17 protein-coding genes and 2 tRNA genes are annotated in these 19,285 nt (G+C 67.7%); 12 read left to right on the forward strand and 7 right to left on the reverse strand.

Annotated features, from left to right (window positions below):
* The first annotated feature begins 94 nt into the window (after positions 1-94).
* Together DKT77_RS02805 and DKT77_RS02810 are read left to right on the forward strand one after the other, a co-directional pair.
* Positions 95-1,291 (forward strand): IS256 family transposase, encoded by a 1,197-nt coding sequence (locus tag DKT77_RS02805; RefSeq protein WP_109809696.1) that lies wholly within the window; start codon positions 95-97, stop codon positions 1,289-1,291.
* Between the two features lie 133 nt (positions 1,292-1,424).
* A complete protein-coding gene (locus DKT77_RS02810; RefSeq protein WP_109810228.1) occupies positions 1,425-2,267 on the forward strand; it encodes a hypothetical protein in 843 nt (280 codons plus the stop codon).
* 150 nt (positions 2,268-2,417) lie between these two features.
* Here the strand turns inward: DKT77_RS02810 and DKT77_RS02815 are convergent.
* A tRNA-Arg gene (locus tag DKT77_RS02815) sits at positions 2,418-2,494 on the reverse strand.
* Positions 2,495-2,651: 157 nt separating this feature from the next.
* Between DKT77_RS02815 and DKT77_RS02820 the strand changes: the two genes are divergently transcribed.
* Entirely contained in the window at positions 2,652-2,834 is a 183-nt protein-coding gene (locus DKT77_RS02820) for a hypothetical protein (protein WP_109810364.1), read from the forward strand.
* Here the strand turns inward: DKT77_RS02820 and DKT77_RS02825 are convergent.
* Positions 2,831-3,592, reverse strand: coding sequence for an alpha/beta fold hydrolase (locus tag DKT77_RS02825; protein ID WP_109810229.1), 762 nt, complete (start codon positions 3,590-3,592; stop codon positions 2,831-2,833). The two genes, DKT77_RS02820 and DKT77_RS02825, sit on opposite strands and share 4 nt — an antisense overlap.
* A gap of 164 nt (positions 3,593-3,756) precedes the next feature.
* Between DKT77_RS02825 and DKT77_RS02830 the strand changes: the two genes are divergently transcribed.
* Complete coding sequence (locus tag DKT77_RS02830; RefSeq protein WP_109810230.1) at positions 3,757-4,140, forward strand: hypothetical protein; 384 nt, start codon at positions 3,757-3,759, stop codon at positions 4,138-4,140.
* 128 nt (positions 4,141-4,268) lie between these two features.
* On the opposite strand, the gene glyA is transcribed toward DKT77_RS02830, so the two are convergent.
* Positions 4,269-5,564 carry a serine hydroxymethyltransferase gene (gene glyA, locus DKT77_RS02835; RefSeq protein WP_109810231.1) on the reverse strand — a complete coding sequence of 432 codons (1,296 nt, stop codon included), beginning with the start codon at positions 5,562-5,564 and terminating at the stop codon, positions 4,269-4,271.
* A 188-nt stretch (positions 5,565-5,752) separates the two neighbouring features.
* Between glyA and DKT77_RS02840 the strand changes: the two genes are divergently transcribed.
* Both DKT77_RS02840 and DKT77_RS02845 read left to right on the forward strand, forming a co-directional pair.
* On the forward strand, positions 5,753-6,511 hold the full coding sequence (locus DKT77_RS02840; protein WP_109810232.1) for an NAD kinase: 759 nt from the start codon (positions 5,753-5,755) through the stop codon (positions 6,509-6,511).
* Positions 6,512-6,544: 33 nt separating this feature from the next.
* Positions 6,545-7,213: a DUF4396 domain-containing protein gene (locus DKT77_RS02845; protein WP_109810233.1), complete on the forward strand. Its 669-nt coding sequence runs from the start codon at positions 6,545-6,547 to the stop codon at positions 7,211-7,213.
* 24 nt (positions 7,214-7,237) lie between these two features.
* On the opposite strand, the gene prpE is transcribed toward DKT77_RS02845, so the two are convergent.
* A complete protein-coding gene (gene prpE, locus DKT77_RS02850; RefSeq protein WP_109810234.1) occupies positions 7,238-9,145 on the reverse strand; it encodes a propionate-CoA ligase PrpE in 1,908 nt (635 codons plus the stop codon).
* A gap of 242 nt (positions 9,146-9,387) precedes the next feature.
* Positions 9,388-11,667 carry an NADP-dependent malic enzyme gene (locus DKT77_RS02855; protein ID WP_109810235.1) on the reverse strand — a complete coding sequence of 760 codons (2,280 nt, stop codon included), beginning with the start codon at positions 11,665-11,667 and terminating at the stop codon, positions 9,388-9,390.
* A gap of 55 nt (positions 11,668-11,722) precedes the next feature.
* Between DKT77_RS02855 and DKT77_RS02860 the strand changes: the two genes are divergently transcribed.
* Genes DKT77_RS02860 through DKT77_RS02885 form a run of 6 tightly spaced genes read left to right on the forward strand, consistent with a single transcriptional unit; the run spans position 11,723 to position 16,922 of the window.
* Complete coding sequence (locus tag DKT77_RS02860) at positions 11,723-12,229, forward strand: cytidine deaminase (protein WP_109810236.1); 507 nt, start codon at positions 11,723-11,725, stop codon at positions 12,227-12,229.
* A gap of 3 nt (positions 12,230-12,232) precedes the next feature.
* Complete coding sequence (locus DKT77_RS02865) at positions 12,233-13,537, forward strand: thymidine phosphorylase (RefSeq protein ID WP_109810237.1); 1,305 nt, start codon at positions 12,233-12,235, stop codon at positions 13,535-13,537.
* The gene (locus DKT77_RS02870; protein ID WP_109810238.1) at positions 13,534-14,739 is read left to right on the forward strand and encodes a phosphopentomutase; all 1,206 of its coding nucleotides are present in this window, start codon (positions 13,534-13,536) and stop codon (positions 14,737-14,739) included. The genes DKT77_RS02865 and DKT77_RS02870 overlap by 4 nt, the downstream gene beginning before the upstream one ends.
* Positions 14,739-15,776, forward strand: a complete 1,038-nt coding sequence (locus DKT77_RS02875; RefSeq protein ID WP_109810239.1) for an adenosine deaminase — start codon at positions 14,739-14,741, stop codon at positions 15,774-15,776. Before DKT77_RS02870 ends, DKT77_RS02875 begins: the two co-directional genes overlap by 1 nt.
* The gene (gene upp, locus DKT77_RS02880) at positions 15,769-16,416 is read left to right on the forward strand and encodes a uracil phosphoribosyltransferase (RefSeq protein ID WP_109810240.1); all 648 of its coding nucleotides are present in this window, start codon (positions 15,769-15,771) and stop codon (positions 16,414-16,416) included. Before DKT77_RS02875 ends, upp begins: the two co-directional genes overlap by 8 nt.
* Entirely contained in the window at positions 16,413-16,922 is a 510-nt protein-coding gene (locus tag DKT77_RS02885; RefSeq protein ID WP_109810241.1) for an SPOR domain-containing protein, read from the forward strand. Before upp ends, DKT77_RS02885 begins: the two co-directional genes overlap by 4 nt.
* 63 nt (positions 16,923-16,985) lie before the next feature.
* Here DKT77_RS02885 and DKT77_RS02890 read toward each other — a convergent pair.
* A tRNA-Gly gene (locus tag DKT77_RS02890) sits at positions 16,986-17,059 on the reverse strand.
* Between the two features lie 34 nt (positions 17,060-17,093).
* Positions 17,094-19,196: an ASKHA domain-containing protein gene (locus tag DKT77_RS02895; RefSeq protein WP_238547647.1), complete on the reverse strand. Its 2,103-nt coding sequence runs from the start codon at positions 19,194-19,196 to the stop codon at positions 17,094-17,096.
* Positions 19,197-19,285 lie beyond the last annotated feature (89 nt).

Here is a 19,285-nt window from a genome sequence, read left to right on the forward strand (position 1 = left end):
AGCGCAGCGCGCGGCCGGCGGTGACGCTGGCGGCCATCGCCGGTCTTCGGAGAAGGTTCGGGTTGCGAAACCTGGAACCGAACCGGAGACGACGATGACCGACGATAGAATGACCCTGATGGAGCTGGTGGAGAAGTCCGCCGACGAGGATCTCGTCCGCGACATGCTCGCCTATGCCGCCGAGCGGCTGATGGAGATGGAGGTCGAGGCTGCGACGGGCGCGCCAAAAGGAACGCGCACACCGGCGCGCACCACGCAGCGCAATGGATACCGCGAGAGAGGCTGGGAGACCCGCGCCGGCCGGATCGACCTGGCGATCCCGAAGCTGCGCAAGGGCAGCTACTTCCCGAGCTTTCTCGAACCGCGCAGGACGGCGGAGAAGGCCCTCGTGGCCGTCATCCAGGAAGCCTATGTGCACGGCGTCTCGACGCGCGCCGTGGACGATCTGGTGCGTGCCATGGGCGGGAGTGGCGTGTCTAAGAGCCAGGTGAGTCGGCTCTGCGCCGAGATCGACGAGCGCGTGCTGGCATTCCTCACCCGGCCTCTCGAGGGCGCCTGGCCCTATCTCTGGCTCGATGCAACCTACATCCGGGTGCGCGAGAACGGCCGGATCATCAGCCGTGCCGTAATAATCGCGGTGGCGGTCAACGGGGACGGCCGACGCGAGGTGCTCGGCGTCGCCACCGGCCCCTCCGAGGCGGAGACGTTCTGGACTGGCTTCCTGCGCTCTCTCGCCGATCGCGGCCTGCGCGGCGTGAAGCTCGTCGTGGCCGACGATCACAAGGGGCTCAGGGCCGCAGCCCGCCGAGTGTTCGATGCGACCCACCAACGGTGTCGCGTGCACTGGCTCAGAAACGCGCTCGCCCATGCCCCGGCCAAGAGCCGCACCGCCGTGGCCGCAATGCTCAAGACGATCTTCGCCCAGGAGACCAAGGCCGAGGCGGAGACCCAGTGGGACGCCATCGCCGACGCCCTCCGTGAGAAGAATGACCGGCTCGGCGCCATGATGGACGCCTCCCGCGACGACGTGCTCGCCTACATGGACTTCCCCAGGGAGCACTGGGCGCAGATCAGCTCGACCAACCCGCTTGAGCGCGTCAACAAGGAGATCAAGCGCCGTTCCAATGTCGTCGGGATCTTTCCGAACGACGCGGCCATCATCCGTCTGGTCGGCGCGCTGATGATCGAAACCAACGACGAGTGGGCCGTCGCGCGCCGTTACATGGGGCTGGAGTCGCTGGCCCGCATCACCGATACTCACAACGTCAGACTGCCCGCCGTGGCGACCTGACCAACTCGAGCCTCTCCGAAGGCCGGCCCTCTTACACCACGCCGCGGGGCACTACCTGACAGAGCGGCGCCTGCACTCCCTAACGTCAGCATCCAAGGAAACGCGCATCGGCCCGGCTGTTCTGGATGATTTCTTGACAGAAGCGGGCGCGTTTGCGCCCGGTGACGCGCGTGCCGATGCCCGCAAGACCTTTGATGCGAAAGTCTGGCAGAACATTCTTGGTGAAATCCCGACATTGGTTGGCCCGATTGCGCTGCGACGGGCAATCGGCGCAACCTTGGCCGAATTGAACGGGTTGAAGGCTGACGGTGTCCTCGTCCCGAGGACCAACTTCGCAACGATCAAATCACCTTGGCGGATTGCGGATGGCCACGCTCTTCTTGAGGAGTTGGAGGCCTATGCGCAGCCGGTTGCCGCAGAGGAGCCAGGGTGGGAGACGATCCAACGCGTTCACAAGCGGCTGGACTTTCCTGTTGGCGGGATCATTGCGGCCATTCGGACGGGTTCTCTGCGCCTTGGGCAGCGTCCTGATGTGTTCGGCTACCACGGGCTTGCGGTGAATATCAGTGAGGTTGCTGCGTTCAAGGCGAGGGTTGCGCCAAAGCGCAAGCCATCAATCAACCAGGGAGAGATGGCAGCAGCGGCCTTCGCCCGGTCGGCGGGTATTCGGGGGAGAGGTCAATTCTTGGCTCTGATCGGAGGTGGTAACACGCCTGCGATGTTGGTTTTGAATCCTACGACCAGGCGTCGGGAATGGCGCATGAGCCGCGACGACATCACTGCGTTTGAGGCGAACTACACGACGCCATCGATGCTGTCGGCCGAAACCGGTGTGCATTTGAACACGATTCGGGCCGTTCTGCAGAGCGAGGGGGTCCAGCCGTTCCGCCCGAACGGCTTGGATGTCGGACCGGTATATCTTCGCAACGCCGTTGAGCCGGTTGTGGCACTCCTGAAATCTCAGGAAGGAAAGTGACCGCTAGCCACGGGTTATGCTGAGATACCGTTCTAACCCAGTGTGCTAGAAGAAACCTTCGACACGGCACCCCGAGCCTCTCGACAGGGGGTGCGCATGAAAAAATGCCAAATCGCGCAAGCTTATGGTGCATTGGCAATAATGAGGCACTGGCGACCCCGGAAGGAATCGAACCCTCAACCTGCCGATTAGAAGTCGGCTGCTCTATCCAGTTGAGCTACGGGGCCTGTGCACCAATATCTCATAGGCGGCGACGGGGCGCAGCTAAAGCCCGAAAATGGCACCGCGATATGGTTTTCGGCCTGTGCGGCTGATCTGGATCAAGGTCACATGCGGTTAAATAGATATGATGGGCCCATCTTTAACCGACCGATGGAGTCCATCATGTTGCGCCTTGCTTCCCTACTGTATTCGCTGATCGGCACGACACTTGCGGGCAGCGCGATCGTGGTCGCGCTGGTCATGGGACATGACGATCTTCAGGGCATCGTCGTTGCGGCGGCGCTTGGCGCGGTTGCAGCGCTGCCGGTCGCGGTGGCGGTGGCCCGGCGGCTTTACGCGGCCTAGGCCGCCAGCCAAGTATCGACGGCGGCTTCGAATTCGCGGGGTTTCTCGGCGTGGAGCCAATGCGCTGCGCCGGGGATCTTCACGAATTGCGCCTTCGGAAACAGTGCCTTGATGCGGGGGCGGTGATCGGGCTGGACATAATCCGACCGGCCGCCCGACAAGAACAAAACCTTTCCGTCGTAACTGTCCGACGTGTCGGGGAAATCCATGATATCGGGCATGTCGGCTTCGAGCGTGTCGAGGTTGAGGCGCCAGCGTTTCTCAGGCACGTCGAGGGACTGCACGAGGAAGGCGCGGATCGCGAGTTCCGGCACGGCGTCCTTGAGCTGCCGGTCTGCATCGCCGCGAGAGCCGATCGTGTCCACGTCCACTGCCCGCATCGCGTGGATGTAGGGCAACTGGCTGTGCCCGTAGGCCACCGGAGCGATGTCGGCGACGATAAGTCGCCCGACCCGCGAGGGCTGCGTCAGCGCCAGCCACATCGCCGCCTTGCCGCCCATCGAATGGCCCAGCACATCCGCCACACCGCCATTTTCCTCAATGACTTCAGAAAGATCGGCGGCCATGTCGGGATAGGTATGGCGGTCGGTCCACGGGCTGGCACCGTGGTTGCGCATGTCCACGGTGATGATCGGGCGCTCCTTTGCGAGGTTGCGAGCGATCACACCCCAGTTTCGGCCGGACCCGTAAAGTCCGTGCGCGATCAGCAGCGGGCGGGCGCCGTCGCTGGCCGTTCCGTGGTGATAGGTTGCAAGCATGGGCATTTCCCTTTGGTCGTCGCGGCGCTTATCCGGGCCGCGCGGTGGCGCTGTCAAGCGCCGGAATCGGGTGTAAGAACCCTGTAGGAGTCTTGTAGGAGTCCAGTGGAAGTCCCGTCCGGAGTTCGCGCCGGGATCGGGGCCGAAGGCGGAAGGGGAAGGCAATGAGATACCGGGGCATCATCGAGCGCAACGCGGCGCTGGCGCAATACTTGGGCGTGAAGCTGGACGTGCCGGGCGACGACCTGCGCACGGTGATCGGACGGGCCGGGCGCGAACTGCCGTCGCGGATGCGCAGCGAGGCCCGTTATCTCGTGATGGCCGAGACGATGGCGGGCCACCCGAAGCTGCGTCACCTTGTGGACCGGACCCGGCTGAAGAATGCGGACCGCGCGTTGCGCCGCCACGTGCGTGGGCGTGATCCGGCGAAGGCCCGCACCGACCGCCTGCTCGGACAGATTGCCGGGCTGGTGCTGGGCCTGCTGATCTTCTTCGCGGTGCTGGTCTGGTTCCTCGCGTGGCGCGGCGTGATCGGCCCCGGCGGCTGACACCGCTTTATGCCGTGCCGCGCGGCCCGGCCCCGCCGGGGAGAGGGCCGCCTGGAACGCAAGCGGCGCGCTCCCGGCAGGAGACGCGCCGCGCGCTGCCCCGCGCGGGGCAGCGATAGCCGAAAGGATCAGAGCGTGGGGTAGACCGGGAAGCGGCCGCAGAGTTCCAGCACTTCGGATTTCACCCGCGCCTCGATCGCCGCGTCGCCCTCGCCGCCACTGGCGGCCAGCCCGTCCACGACCTGCACGATCCAGTCCGCGATCTGGCGGAACTCTGCCTCGGCGAAGCCGCGCGTGGTGCCCGCCGGGCTGCCAAGCCGGATGCCGGAGGTCACGGTCGGCTTCTCGGTGTCGAACGGGATGCCGTTCTTGTTGCAGGTGATGTGCGCGCGGCCAAGCGCGACCTCGGTCGCATTGCCCTTCACGCCCTTGGGCCGCAGGTCCACCAGCAGCAGGTGCGTGTCGGTTCCGCCGGTAACGGTGCCGAGTCCACCCGCGATCAGCTGGTCGGACATCGCCTGCGCGTTCTTCACGACCTGTTCGATATAGGTCTTGAATTCGGGGCGCAGCGCTTCGCCGAAAGCGACGGCCTTGGCGGCGATCACGTGCATCAGCGGGCCACCCTGGATGCCCGGGAAGATGGCGGAGTTGAACTTCTTTGCCAGCGCCTCGTCATCGGTAAGGATCATGCCGCCGCGCGGGCCGCGCAGGGTCTTGTGCGTGGTGGTGGTGGCGACATGGGCATGGGGGAAGGGCGAGGGATAGGCGCCCGTCGCCACGAGCCCGGCGAAATGCGCCATGTCCACCAGAAGATAGGCGCCGACCATATCCGCGATTTCGCGGAAGCGCTTGAAGTCCAGCACGCGCGGGATGGCCGAACCGCCCGCGATGATCATCTTGGGCTGGTGTTCCTTCGCCAGCTTCTCGATCTGGTCGTAATCGGGCAGCAGGTCGTCTTCGCGCACGCCATACTGCACCGCGTTGAACCACTTGCCCGACTGGTTCGGGCGGGCGCCGTGGGTCAGGTGCCCGCCGGCATCGAGGCTCATCCCGAGGATGGTGTCGCCCGGTTGCAGCAGCGCGGTGAACACGCCCTGGTTGGCCTGGCTGCCGGAGTTCGGCTGAACGTTGGCGAAGCCGCAGGAAAACAGCTTGCACGCGCGTTCGATCGCGAGGTTCTCGGCGATGTCGACGAACTGGCAGCCGCCGTAGTAGCGTCGCCCCGGATAGCCTTCAGCGTACTTGTTGGTCATCACCGAACCCTGCGCCTGCATCACGGCGTGGCTGACGATGTTTTCCGATGCGATGAGTTCGATCTCGTCGCGCTGGCGTCCCAGTTCGCTGGTGATCGCGCCGAACAGTTCGGGATCCCGGCTTGTCAGGTCTTCGGTGAAGAAGCCCGTGTCACGATGGGGTGCGTTCATTTCTTCCCTCCTCTGAGCGGTGTCGGCGGATCGCCGTTGGAAGGTGTGTATGCCAGCCGGGTGCGCAAAAAAAGACCCTGAGGGGACCCTTTTCGGTCTGTTTGCGAAATGTGGAGCGGTTTGAAGGGGTTGTTTTCGTCGCGGCGCGGGGTCAATGCTGCGCGCTAGGGGCAGGGTGACGGGTGACGATGACCAAGATTTCGTTTCTGGCGGGCGAGTCGCCGGTGGCGCAAGCCGCGCGGCGGGAGTTGTCGTCGCTTTACGGGCACGTGGCGCCCGAGGCTGCCGAGGTGATCGTCGCGCTCGGCGGCGACGGCTTCATGCTGAGCACGCTGCACGGCACCGAACACCTGAACGTGCCGGTCTATGGCATGAACCGCGGCACCATCGGTTTCCTGATGAACGAGTATTCCATCGTCGGGCTGCACGGTCGGCTTGCGTCGGCGGAAGAAGCGGTGATCAACCCGCTGCGGATGCGCGCGGGCACTGCGGGCGGGCAGGAGCACCGGGCGCTGGCGATCAACGAGGTGTCGCTGCTGCGCGCGGGGCCGCAGGCGGCGCGGCTGCGCATCAGCGTGGACGGCCGAGAGCGGATGGCGGAATTGGTCTGCGACGGTGCGCTGGTCAGCACCCCCGCAGGGTCGACCGCCTACAACTATTCGGCGCATGGGCCGATCCTGCCGATCGGCGCCGAGGTGCTGGCGCTGACCGCGATGGCCGCCTTTCGCCCGCGGCGTTGGCGCGGCGCGCTGCTGCCCAAGGCGGCGCGGGTGCGATTCGACGTGCTCGACCCCGAGAAACGCCCGGTGATGGCGGATGCCGACAGCCGGTCGGTGCGCGACGTTCTGTGGGTCGAGGTCGAGAGCGAGCCGCAAGTGCGCCACCGGCTTCTGTTCGATCCCGGTCACGGTCTTGAAGAACGGCTTTTGCGGGAACAGTTCGAGTAGGCACACGTTGGTCGTGGGAGAAAGGATGGTCCCATGATCGAGTTTCTTTCACAGCCGATCGTGCTTGCTGTCTGGCTCGCCGCGGTTGCGGTGTCGCTGGTCATCGTGGTGCGCGATCTTCGCGAGAACAACAGCCACCTCATGAGCCTGATGAAGGCGGTCTGGGTGCTGACCGTTGCCTATTCCGGGCCGCTGGGGCTGACGATCTACTGGCTGACGGGGCGCAGCGCGATCTCGTCCGACGGCACCGCGCGGCGCGCGTTCCGGTCGGTGGCGCATTGCTATTCGGGCTGCGGGATGGGTGAGATCGTCGGTGTCTCATTGGCTGCGGGGCTGCTCGGGCTGGGCAACTGGACGACGGCGATCGTAACTTTTGCGCTGGCCTATCTTTTCGGGTTCGCCCTGACCGTCGGGCCGATGGTGCAGAACGGTGTGGCTTTCCGGCAGGCGATGAAGGATGCCGCGATCGCCGAGACACCGAGCATCACGGTGATGGAACTGGTCGCCATCCTCATCGGCCTTTATGTCGCGGGCGGCGCGGAGATGGGCGAGACGCTGTTCTGGACCTCGCTCATCCTGTCGCTGTCCTGCGGGCTGCTGGCGGCCTGGCCGGTGAACGTTGTTCTGATCCGCAAAGGCGTGAAAGAAGGCATGATGGACCCGCGCCACACCCATCACGGGCATGGCGCGCAGGATGCCTGAGGCGGCAAGCCGCCGCCTGAGGCGTCAGGTCGCGGTGGCCGGGGTGCGCGCGTAGCCCAGCCCTTCGAGCGCGGTACGGATCTCGTCTAGGATGGCGGGATCGTCGATGGTCGCGGGCAGCTTGAACGGCTCGCCATCGGCCAGCTTGACCATCGTGGCGCGCAGGATCTTGCCCGAACGGGTCTTCGGCAGTCGATCGACCACCGCGCAGAGCTTGAACGCCGCGACCGGGCCGATCTTCTGGCGCACCAGTGTCACGCATTCCTTCACGATGTCCTCGTGCGGGCGGTCCACGCCCTTGGTCAGGCACACGAAGCCCATCGGCAACTGGCCCTTCAGATCATCCGCGACACCGATCACGGCGCATTCGGCCACGTCCGGGTGGGAGGCGAGCACCTCTTCCATCCCGCCGGTGGACAGCCGGTGCCCGGCGACGTTGATCACGTCGTCGGTGCGCGCCATGATGTAAAGATACCCGTCCTCGTCGATCATGCCGGCGTCGCCCGTCTCGTAATAGCCTGGGAAATGTTCCAGATAGCTTTTGCGGAACCGGGCCTCGGCGTTCCAGAGCGTGGGCAGCGTGCCGGGCGGCAGCGGCAGCTTGATGGCGATGGCGCCAAGCTCGCCCGGTTTCATCTGGTGCCCGCCCTCGTCTAGGATCTGCACGTCGTAGCCGGGCATCGCCACCGACGGGCTGCCGATCTTGACCGGCAGGTGTTCGATCCCCATCGGGTTGGCGGCGATGGCGTAGCCGGTTTCGGTCTGCCACCAGTGGTCGATCACCGGCACGCCGAGCATGTCCTGCGCCCACGTGATCGTGTCGGGATCGGCCCGTTCACCGGCGAGGAACAGCGCGCGCAGGCGCGACAGGTCGTACTTCTTCAGGAATTCGCCCTTCGGGTCCTCGCGCTTGATCGCGCGGAAGGCGGTCGGTGCTGTGAAGAACACAGACACGCCGTGTTCCTCGATCACGCGCCAGAACGTGCCGGCATCCGGCGTGCCCACCGGCTTTCCTTCGAAAACGATGGTGGTGCAGCCGTGGATCAGCGGTGCATAGCAGATGTAGCTGTGCCCGACGACCCAGCCCACGTCGGAGGCCGCCCAGAACACTTCGCCCGGCGCCACGCCGTAGACATTGGTCATCGTCCAGTCGAGTGCGACGAGGTGCCCGCCTGTGGCGCGGATCACGCCCTTGGGCGCGCCCGTGGTGCCCGACGTGTAGAGGATGTAGGCCGGGTGATTGCCTTCCACCGGCAGGCAATCCGCCGGTTCGACGCCATACTGGAAGGCGTGCCAGTCCACGTCGCGCCCGTCTTCCAGGTGCGCGACTTCCTGTTCGCGCTGGAAAATGACGCAGAAGTCCGGCTTGTGGGAGGCGCCTTCGATCGCGCCATCCAGAAGCGGCTTGTAATGTACGACGCGGCCCGGCTCGAGGCCGCAGGAGGCGGCGATGATGCATTTCGGTTGCGCGTCGTCGATCCGCACGGCCAGTTCGTTCGCGGCAAATCCGCCGAACACGACCGAATGGATCGCGCCGATCCGCCCGCAGGCCAGCATCGCTTCCAGCGCCTCGGGAACCATCGGCATGTAGATGATGACGCGGTCCCCCTTTTCCACGCCCTTGGCGCGTAGCGCACCGGCAAGGCTTGCAACCCGGTCGCGCAGTTCGGAATAGGTGATCGCGTGCTTGGAATGGGTGATCGGGCTGTCATGGATGATCGCCACGCGGTCGCCATTGCCCGCCTCGACATGGCGGTCCACCGCGTTCCAGCAGGTGTTGACCATCCCGTCCGCGAACCATTCGTAGAGCGGCGCATTGTCGTCGAACAGGGCCTTGCTGGGCGCGCGGTCCCAGTCGATCGCGCGGGCGGCCTCCATCCAGAACGTTTCGGGGTCGGCCTGCCATGCCGCGTATGTCTGCTTGTATCCCATAGCGTTCCCTCCTGCTCCGGACCGTCATTGAATACGAGAGCGGAGGGCCATTGGGCAAGCGCACACCCATGCGCCCGGTCGTCACGTTTCGCGCTAACGCGGTGGCAGTGCCCGGGCCGGAACGGTTAACCTGTAGCGCCGATGTTTCTTTCGGTTGGTCCTGACGGACAACGGCGCCAAATACCGCGCGCGCAGTGCGTGAAGCGCGAAGGCGCGCGCAGCGTTCCTGATCCCGACGCGGGTCAGCCGTATTCGGCGACCGGCGTTCCGGCGATTGCGGCGATGTTCAGCAGGCCCCGCACCGTGACGCCGGGCGTCGTGATGTGGGCGCGGTTGCCCATGCCCATCAGGATCGGCCCGACCTCAAGCCCACCCGCGCGCGCCTTGAGCGTGTTGCGCACCCCGGAGGCCGCGTCGGAATTGGCGAAGACCAGCGCGTTCGCGGCACCGGTGAAACGGGCATGGGGGAACACCCGTTCGCGCAGCGTCGGGCTGAGTGCAGTGTCTACGTTCATCTCGCCCTCGTAGGCGAAGTCGCGCGGCGCGCTGTTCAGCAGGTCCAGCGCCGCGCGCATGGTGCGTCCGGAGCGGGTGTCGAGATTGCCGAATTCGCTGGAGGAACACAGCGCGATGGAGGGTTCCACGCCGAAGCGGCGCACGTGCCGGGCGCAGCCGATGACCGTGCTGGCCAGCTGTTCCGGGGTCGGTTCAGGGTTCACGTGGGTGTCGGCGATGAACAGCGGCCCGCCTTCGCCGATCACCAGCGACAGCGCGCCGACAGGCTGAAGATGTTCTGTACCAAGGATTTGCGTAATGTAGTTCAAGTGCCACAGATACTGTCCGAAGGTGCCGCAGATCAGGCTGTCGGCTTCCTCGCGCTGCACCATGATCGCGCCGATGGCGGTGGTGTTGGTGCGCATGATCGCGCGGGCGAGGTCTGGGGTCACGCCGCGCCGTTCCATCAGCGCGAGATAGGTTTCCCAGTAGTCACGGTAGCGCGGGTCGTTTTCCGGGTTCACCACTTGGAAGTCAACGTCGGGCCGGATCGTCAGCCCTGCGCGTTCGCAGCGGGTTGCGATCACGTCGGGTCGGCCGATCAGAATTGGGGTTTCCGTGGTTTCCTCGATCACCGCGTGGGCGGCGCGCAGCACGCGTTCGTCCTCGCCCTCTGCAAACACGATGCGGCGGCTGGCCTTCGCGGCTGCCTGGAACACCGGGCGCATGATCAGTGCGGACTTGAACACCGACCCGTCCAGATCGGCCTTGTACTTCTTCAGGTCCTCCAGTGGGCGTTCGGCCACGCCAGAGGCCATCGCGGCCCCCGCGACCGCGCTGGCGACCACGCCCATCAGGCGCGGATCGAAGGGTTTGGGGATCAGGTAGTCGGCCCCGAAGGACAATTGTTCGCCCTGGTAGGCGGCGGCCGCTTCTGCGCTGGTGGTGGCGCGGGCCAGCGCGGCGATGCCTTCCACACAGGCGATCTGCATGGCGTCGTTGATTTCGGACGCGCCGACATCTAGCGCGCCGCGGAAGATGAACGGGAAGCACAGCACGTTGTTGACCTGGTTCGGGAAGTCCGACCGGCCGGTGGCGATGATCGCGCCGGGCGCCACGGCGCGGGCGAGGTCCGGCATGATTTCCGGTGTCGGGTTGGCCAGCGCAAATATGATGGGGCGGTCGGCCATACGGGCGACCATTTCGGGCTTCAGCACCCGGGGTCCCGACAGACCGAGGAACAGGTCCGCGCCCTCAATCACGTCGTCCAGCGTGCGCAGGTCCGAGGCCTGGGCGAAGCCGGCCTTCTGCGGGTTCATGTCCTGCTCGCGCCCTTCGTGGACCAGCCCGTGGATATCGCACAGCCAGATGTTCTCGCGCTTGACGCCCAGCTTCACCAGCATGTTCAGGCAGGCGATGCCGGCCGCGCCGCCGCCGGTGGAGACGACCTTGATGTCGCCGAAGTCCTTGCCCGCGACGCGCAGCGCGTTGGTGGCGGCCGCGCCGACGACGATGGCTGTGCCGTGCTGGTCGTCATGGAATACCGGGATGTTCATGCGCTTGCGGCAGATTTCCTCGACGATGAAGCAGTCCGGGGCCTTGATGTCCTCAAGGTTGATCGCGCCGAAGCTGGGTTCGAGCGCGCAGACGATGTCGGCCAGACGTTCGGGATCGTCGGCGTTCAGTTCGATGTCGAAGCAGTCGATATTGGCGAACTTCTTGAACAGGACCGCCTTGCCCTCCATCACCGGTTTGGAGGCCAGCGCGCCGATATTGCCGAGCCCGAGCACGGCCGAGCCGTTGGTGACCACGGCGACAAGATTGCCGCGGGCGGTGTAGCGCCGCGCGGCGAGCGGGTCGGCGGCGATTTCGAGGCAGGCTTCGGCAACGCCTGGGGAATAGGCGCGGGCCAGGTCGCGGCCGTTGGCCAGCGGTTTGGTCGCGCGGATCTCCAGCTTACCGGGGCGCGGGAATTCGTGGTAGTAAAGGGCTTCTTCGCGCAGGCTGTCGCCGCCGTCTGTGGTCATTTGTCTTCTCCGGATCATCCGACTTTGGTCGTAGCCGATCCGTCCGGCCAAGGCCATGCCCTGCGTGCGCCGCCGCCCCTTGCAAAGCCACGCGCATCGCCGCAGTCTGGCGCGCGGGATCGTCCCCAAGCGACGCCGCAGCGCCGCATCACAGCAATGGAGACCGCGCATGGATCTTGTCAGCGCCGCAACCGAAGTACGCGCGCGCGCCTACGCCCCCTATTCGCGGTTCCAGGTCGGGGCGGCGCTGCTGGGTGCGAGCGGAGCGGTGCATGTCGGCTGCAACGTCGAGAACGCGGCCTATCCCGAGGGCACTTGCGCCGAAGCGGGCGCGATCGCGGCGATGATCGCGGCGGGCGAGACACGCATCGCTGCCGTCGCCGTCATCGCGGACAGCCCGCGCCCGGTGCCGCCCTGCGGTGGCTGCCGTCAGAAGCTGGCGGAGTTCGCGGATCCTGACACGCCGGTCACTTTGGCCACCATGGCGGGCGCGCGGCTTGAGACGACGGTCGGCGCCCTGCTGCCCGGCGCGTTCCGCCCGGACGACATGCCGGACACCTGAGGCATGGACGCGCCCACTGTCCTCGCCCGGCTTCGCGCCGGCACTCCGCCGGGCGAGGCCGCGTTGCAATGGTTCGCGCGGGGGCTGGCGAGTGGTGTGGTCAGCGATGCGCAGGCTGGTGCCTTCGCCATGGGCGTGTGCCTGTCGGGCCTGACCGACGCCGAGACCGCCGCGCTCACGCTGGCGATGCGCGACACCGGCAGGGTGCTTGACTGGGATCTGCCGGGCCCGGTGCTGGACAAGCATTCCACCGGCGGCCTTGGCGACGCGACATCGCTGGTCGTGGCGCCGGTGCTGGCCGCGCTGGGGTGCTATGCGCCGTTCCTGTCCGGGCGCGGGCTGGGGCACACCGGCGGCACACTGGACAAGCTGGAGGCGCTGGAAGGCCTGCGCACGGACGTGTCCGAGGCGCGGCTGCGCGCCATCGTCGCCGATGTGGGCTGCGCCGTGGTCGGGGCAGGCGGTGACATCGCCCCCGCCGACCGTCGGCTCTATGCCATACGGGACGAGACCGCGACGGTGGACAGCCCCGGCCTGATCACCGCCTCGATCCTGTGCAAGAAGCTGGCCGGCGGGGCGGAGGCGCTGATCCTTGACGTGAAGGGCGGCAGCGGTGCCTTCATGAAGACCCGCGCCGAGGCAGAGTCGCTGGCCCGCGCGCTGGTCGCTGCAGCGCAGGCTGCGGGCTGCCGGGCCCGCGCGCTGATCACAGACATGAACCAGCCGCTCGGGCCCAGTGTCGGCAACGCGGTCGAACTGGCCGACGTGCTGGAGGTGCTGCGCGCGCCGCGCCCCGAAAGCCGCCTGTGCGCGCTGTCGCTGGCGCTTGCGGGCGAGCTGTTGGCGCTTGCCGGGCGTCATTCCGATGCCAAGAGCGGCGCGCGCGCTGCGCTGGAGGTGCTGCAATCAGGCGCGGCTGCCGAGAAGTTCGGCGCGATGGTGCAAGCGCTTGGCGGCCCGGCGCGGCTGCTGGACGATCCCGCGCGCCATCTGCCGCGCGCGCCGGTCTGCCTGCCCGTGGCGGCTGCCGTTGCGGGGCATGTCGCCGCGATCGACGGGGTCGCGCTGGGGCAGGTCGTAGCCCGGCTGGGCGGAGGCCGTCTGCGCGCGGACGACGTGATCGATCCACGGGTCGGGCTGACCGGGGTGGCGAGCCTCGGCACCGCTGTGGCGCCTGGCGATCCACTGGCGGTGATCCATGCCGCGCGTGACAGCGATGCCGAGGCCGCGCTGGAAACGGTGCGCGCTGCGATCCAGATCGGCGGGCCGGGTGCAGGCCCCCCGCTGGTGCACGGGCGCATCCCGTGACCCGCCGGGCATTCCTTGTCGTGCTCGACAGCGTGGGCTGCGGCGGTGCGCCGGATGCGGCGGCCTTCGGCGATGCGGGCGCAAACACGCTGGGGCATATCGTGCAGGCCTGTGCCGCGGGCCGGGCCGAACACGGCCGCAGCGGCCCACTGCGCACCCCGGTGCTGGATAGCCTCGGGCTGCGCGGCGCGATGGCGCTGGCTGCAGAGGGCACACCGGGCGGCGCGGTGCTGCGCGACGGGGCGCTATGGGGCTGTGCGCAAGAGGTCTCGCGCGGGAAGGACACCCCGTCGGGGCATTGGGAGCTGGCCGGCGTGCCGGTGCCGTGGGAGTGGCACTATTTTCCGCGCGCGGTGCCGGCCTTCGATGCCGAACTGACGGCGCTGACCGCGCGGTTGGCAGGCACCGATGGCATCCTCGGGAACTGCCACGCTTCTGGCACCGAGATCATCTCGCGGCTCGGGGCCGAGCATCTGCGCAGCGGCTGGCCGATCTGCTACACCTCGTCCGACAGCGTTTTCCAGATCGCCGCCCACGAGGACGCGTTCGGGCTGGACCGGCTGCACCGGCTATGCGCCGCGCTCGCACCGGTGCTGCATGACCGCAAAGTCGGGCGGGTCATCGCGCGCCCCTTCAGGGGGGATGTGGCGGGAGGGTTCACCCGGACGGGCAATCGCCACGACTATGCCATCGCGCCGCCCGCGCCAACGCTGTGCGATTGGGTGCAGCGCGCGGGCAGGCGGGTTGATGCGATCGGCAAGATCGGCGACATATTTTCGGGGCAGGGGATCGACAGCGTGGTGACTGGCGGCGACGCTGCGCTGATGGACGCACTGAAGGCGGCGGTTGTGGCTGCGCCCGATGGCGGGCTGACCTTCGTGAACCTGGTGGAGTTCGACAGCCTCTACGGGCACAGGCGTGATGTGGCGGGTTATGCGCGGGCTCTGGAATCGGCCGATGCCGGGCTCGGCCGTGTGGCCGACACGCTGCGGCCAGGCGACCTGCTGCTGGTGACCGCCGATCACGGAAACGATCCGACCTGGCCGGGGACAGATCACACGCGCGAACGGGTGCCGGTGCTGGGCCTGCGCCCGGGCGTGCAGGGCGGGCCCCTTGGGGTGCGCGCCTTTGTCGACGTGGCCGCGAGCGTGGCCGCGCATCTGGGTGTGCCCGCGCAGGGGCCGGGACGGAGTTTCCTGTGATGGACAATGGAGAAGGCGGCGCCGCTGGCGCTGGCGGGGACGGGTCTGCCACCGATAACGGACCGCGGATCGAGTTGCACCTGCATCTCGAAGGCGCGGCGCCGCCCGGCTTCATCCGCGATCTCGCGAAGCGCCGTCATGTGGATATCGGGCAGATATTCGCACCCGATGGTGGCTACGCGTTCCGCGATTTCGCTCATTTCCTGGAGGTCTACGAGGCCGCGGCTTCAGTGCTGCGCGGTCCCGAGGATTACCACCGGCTGACCCTTGCGGTGCTCGAGGCGCAGGCCGAACAGGGCGTGATCTACACCGAGGCGTTCCTGTGCCCGCAGTTCTGCGGTGGCGGCGACGTGGCGGCGTGGCGCGACTACGTGGCGGCGGCCTACGACGCGGCGGCGCTGGCCGAGTCGCGCCTGGGAACGCGGCTGCGGATCATCGCCACCGCCGTGCGCCACACGGGGCCGGACGCAGCGAAACGTGCCGCGCTTTGCGCCGCCGAGACGGCGGGTGCTTTCGTCACCGGCTTCGGCCTCGCCGGGGACGAGACGGCGGGCCGACCGCGCGATTTCGCCTATGCCTTCGACATGGCCCGCGAGGCCGGGCTGGGCCTGACCGCCCATGCCGGGGAATGGGACGGCCCTTCCTCGGTGCGCGCGGTGCTGGACGACCTGCGCGTGACCCGCATCGGGCATGGCGTTCGCGCGATCGAGGATACGGCGCTGGTCGCGCGGTTGGCCGCCGACGGCATCGTGCTGGAGGTCTGCCCGGGTTCGAACATCGCGCTTGGCGTTTATCCAGGCTGGGCGGCGCACCCGGTGAACCGGCTGCGCGGCGCGGGCGTGCCGGTAACGCTCTCGACCGACGATCCGCCCTTCTTCCGCACAGCGCTGGGGCGCGAATACGCCCGGCTCGCGGACGCTTTTGGCTGGGACGCCGCGACATTTGCCGCTATCAACCGCACCGCCGCCGGTGCCGCGTTCTGCGATGCGGCCACGCGCGCCGACCTGATCAAGCAACTGGAGCCCGCCGATGAGTGACCCGACCGATCTTCCGCACCTGACCGTGGTCGACCATCCTCTGGTACAGCACAAGCTGACGCACATGCGCGACGTGACCACCTCCACCGCGAAGTTCCGCCAGCTCCTGCGCGAGATCAGCCAGCTTCTGGCCTACGAGATCACGCGCAACATGGACCTGACCACCAAGGCGATCGACACGCCGCTGATGCCGATGAACGCGCCCGTGATCGACGGCAAGAAGATGGCGCTTATTTCCATCCTGCGCGCGGGGAACGGGCTGCTGGACGGGGTGCTGGAACTCGTTCCCTCGGCACGGGTCGGCTTCGTCGGCCTTTACCGCGACGAGGAGACGCTGCAGCCGGTGCAATACTATTTCAAGGTGCCCGAGGGGCTGGCCGACCGGCTGGTGATCGCGGTGGACCCCATGCTGGCGACCGGCAATTCATCGGCCGCGGCCATCGATCTGCTGAAGCAGGCGGGCGCCACGAACATCCGCTTCCTGTGCCTGCTGGCCGCGCCCGAGGGCGTCGCACGGATGAAGGAGGCGCATCCCGACGTGCCGATCGTGACCGCTGCGCTGGACACGGGGCTGACCGAGAAGGGCTATATCTATCCCGGTCTGGGCGATGCGGGCGACCGGATGTTCGGCACAAAATGAGTCGGTGGGCGGCAGCGGCGCTGCTGGCGGCCGCGGCGGGAGCGGCCGCCGCGTCCCCTGCCGAAACTCCGCCCGCGGATTTCACGGGCGATGTCTACGTGGACAGCGCGGGCTGCGTGTTTCACCGTGCGACACTGGGCGCGCGTACCGTCTGGGCGCAGCGGCTCGACCCGGCGGGCACGCCGGTCTGCGGCGCTGAGCCCAGCATCGAACGCTCCGCCGCCGAGGCGCTGCCGCGCATCCCGCCCAGCCGGGCGGATGCGGTTCCCGCCTTTCCGATGCCGGGCATCTACGTGCAGCTTGGCGCGTTCACCGCGAACAGCACGGCGGACCGGATCGCCGCCGACCTGTCGGGGCAGGGCTACAGCCTGTTGCGGCAGGACTTCCCGCGCCTCTTCGTACTTTTTGCGGGTCCCTTCGAGGATGAGGCCGCGGCCGCTGCGGCCCGGCGCGATCTGCGCGGTCAGGGCTTTCCCGACGCTTTCCTGCGTCGCACGGAACCGTAGCGCAAATCGCGGCGTGCCATGCACCGGGCACATGATGCGGCCGGATCAGCGGTGAAGATGGATTGGAGCGGGTGAAGGGAATCGAACCCTCGTCGTCAGCTTGGGAAGCTGCTGCTCTACCATTGAGCTACACCCGCGTAGCGCGGGGATTAGCCTTGCGGCGCGGTCCGGTCAAGCCTGTTCCTGTGTCCGCCCGCCCGGCGTATCCGAGGTGTTGGCGCGTCCGCGTGCGCGGCGCCGCCCGCCCCCCGCAGCAGCGCCGAAGGACGGATCCGGCAGCGGCGTATGGGCGCGCAGAAGGGGAAACGGATCGGCGGCATGGGGCAGGGCGTTGGCGGCGACGAAATGCTCCTGGAAGCGCGGCGCGATGGCGGTCTCGACCTTGACGATCCGCGTGGCGAGCGTTTCGACCTGGCGCCTCGCCGCGCGGCTGCATAGCGCCATCCGCGCGCCGGTGCCCGCCGCGTTGCCGGCCGAACGGACCTTGTCCAGCGCGCAATCCGGGATCATGCCCAGCACCATCGCGTGCAGCGGCGAAATATGCGCGCCGAACGCCCCGGCCAGCACCACCCGGTCCACGCCTTGCGTGCCGAATTCGTCCATTAGCAGTCGTGCCCCGGCATAAAGCGCGGATTTCGCGAGCTGGATCGCGCGGATGTCTCCCTGTGTGACCGCGATAAGCGGCCCGCCCGTAGCGCGCCCGTCATGCAGCACGTAGGAAAAGGTTCGCCCGTCTGGCACGATGCGGTCGCAGCCGGTGGCGCCGGGCGACCCGATGAGGCCGCTCGCATCCAGCAATCCGGCCATGCGCATTTCGGCCACCGCTTCGATGATGCCGGAGCCGCAGATGCCCGTGATGCGACCGCCCGGCAGCCCGGCGTCGAAGCCCGGATCGTCGGACCAAAGGTCGCTGCCGATGACCCGCAGCCGCGCGGCGCCGGTTGCGGGGTCGATGCGGACCCGTTCGATCGCGCCGGGCGCGGCGCGCTGGCCCGCGCTGATCTGCGCGCCCTCGAACGCCGGGCCGGTGGGCGAGGAGCAGGCCAGCACGCGGCTGCGGTCGCCCAGCAGCAATTCGGCATTGGTGCCCACGTCCACGACGAGCACAAGGTCGTCCGAGCGGTCCGGCGCTTCTGCCAGCGCTACGGCGGCGGCATCGGCGCCGACATGGCCCGCGATGCAGGGCAGGACGTAAGCGCGCGCTGTGGGCGCGAGCGCGCCCAGCCCGAGATCGCGCGCCGCCATCCGCAGCGCGCCCGACTGCGCCAGCGCAAAGGGGGCCTGCCCCAACTCCACAGGGTCGATGCCCAGCAGCAGATGATGCATCACCGGGTTGCACACCAGCGCCACCTCGACCAGCAGCGCGGGATCGATCCCGGCCTCTGCCGCAAGATCGCGCACCAGCGTATCGAGTGCGGTCCGCACCGCCGCCGTCATCTCCTGCGCGCCGCCTGGGTTCATCATCGCGTAGGACACACGGCTCATCAGATCCTCGCCGAAGCGGATCTGCGGGTTCATGACGCCGCCTGACGCGACCACCGACCCGGCGGTCAGATCGCACAGATGCGCCGCGATGGTGGTGGAACCGAGGTCGATCGCCAGCCCGTATAGCCCGCCTGCCGGCAGGTCCGGCCACAGGCCGACAAGGCGAGGCGCTTCGGTGCCGTCGTCGAACACGGCGGCTGCGACTTGCCAGCCGCCCTTGCGCAGCACGCCCTGCAGGCGCGGCAGCAGCGCCGGATCGCAGCGCAACGTGTCGGCAACGCCCCATTGCGCGGTCAGCGCCGCGCGCAAACGGTCGAAATCGCCTGACGGATCGTGCATGTCGGGTTCGGCCACGTCTACGACAAACAGCCGCGTGGCGGGGTCCATCGCCATCACCCGGTCGCCTGCCGATTTGCGCACGATCTGGCGATGCATCTGGCTTTCGGGCGGTACGTCGATCACGACGTCACCCTGAACCGTGGCCTGGCAGCCCAGCCGCCGCCCGTGTGCAAGGCCGCGTTTTGCGCGGTAGCGTTCCTCTACGGCGTTCCACGGCGACAGCGCGTCGGCGGTGACTGTCACACCATGCTTGGCGAAGTTGCCCGTTGCCGGGGCGACCTGGCAGCGCGAGCAGATGCCGCGCCCCCCGCAGACCGAATCGAGGTCCACCCCGAGTTGCCGCGCCGCCGTCAGGACCGGCGTGCCGCGTGCGAAGCGCCCGCGTTTGCCCGAGGGCAGGAAGATCACGAGCGGATCTGGGAGCGGGGTCGGGGTCACGTCCTCGGTCACGGGGCGGCGTCCATCGGTAGGGCGGCGGTTGAGGCCAAGATCAGCACGCCTGCGCCCCCTCGTCCTGCGCCGTCAGCGACCCTTTGCGG

It is taken from the genome of Meridianimarinicoccus roseus (genome assembly GCF_003172915.1).
Classification (GTDB): Bacteria; Pseudomonadota; Alphaproteobacteria; order Rhodobacterales; family Rhodobacteraceae; genus Meridianimarinicoccus; species Meridianimarinicoccus roseus.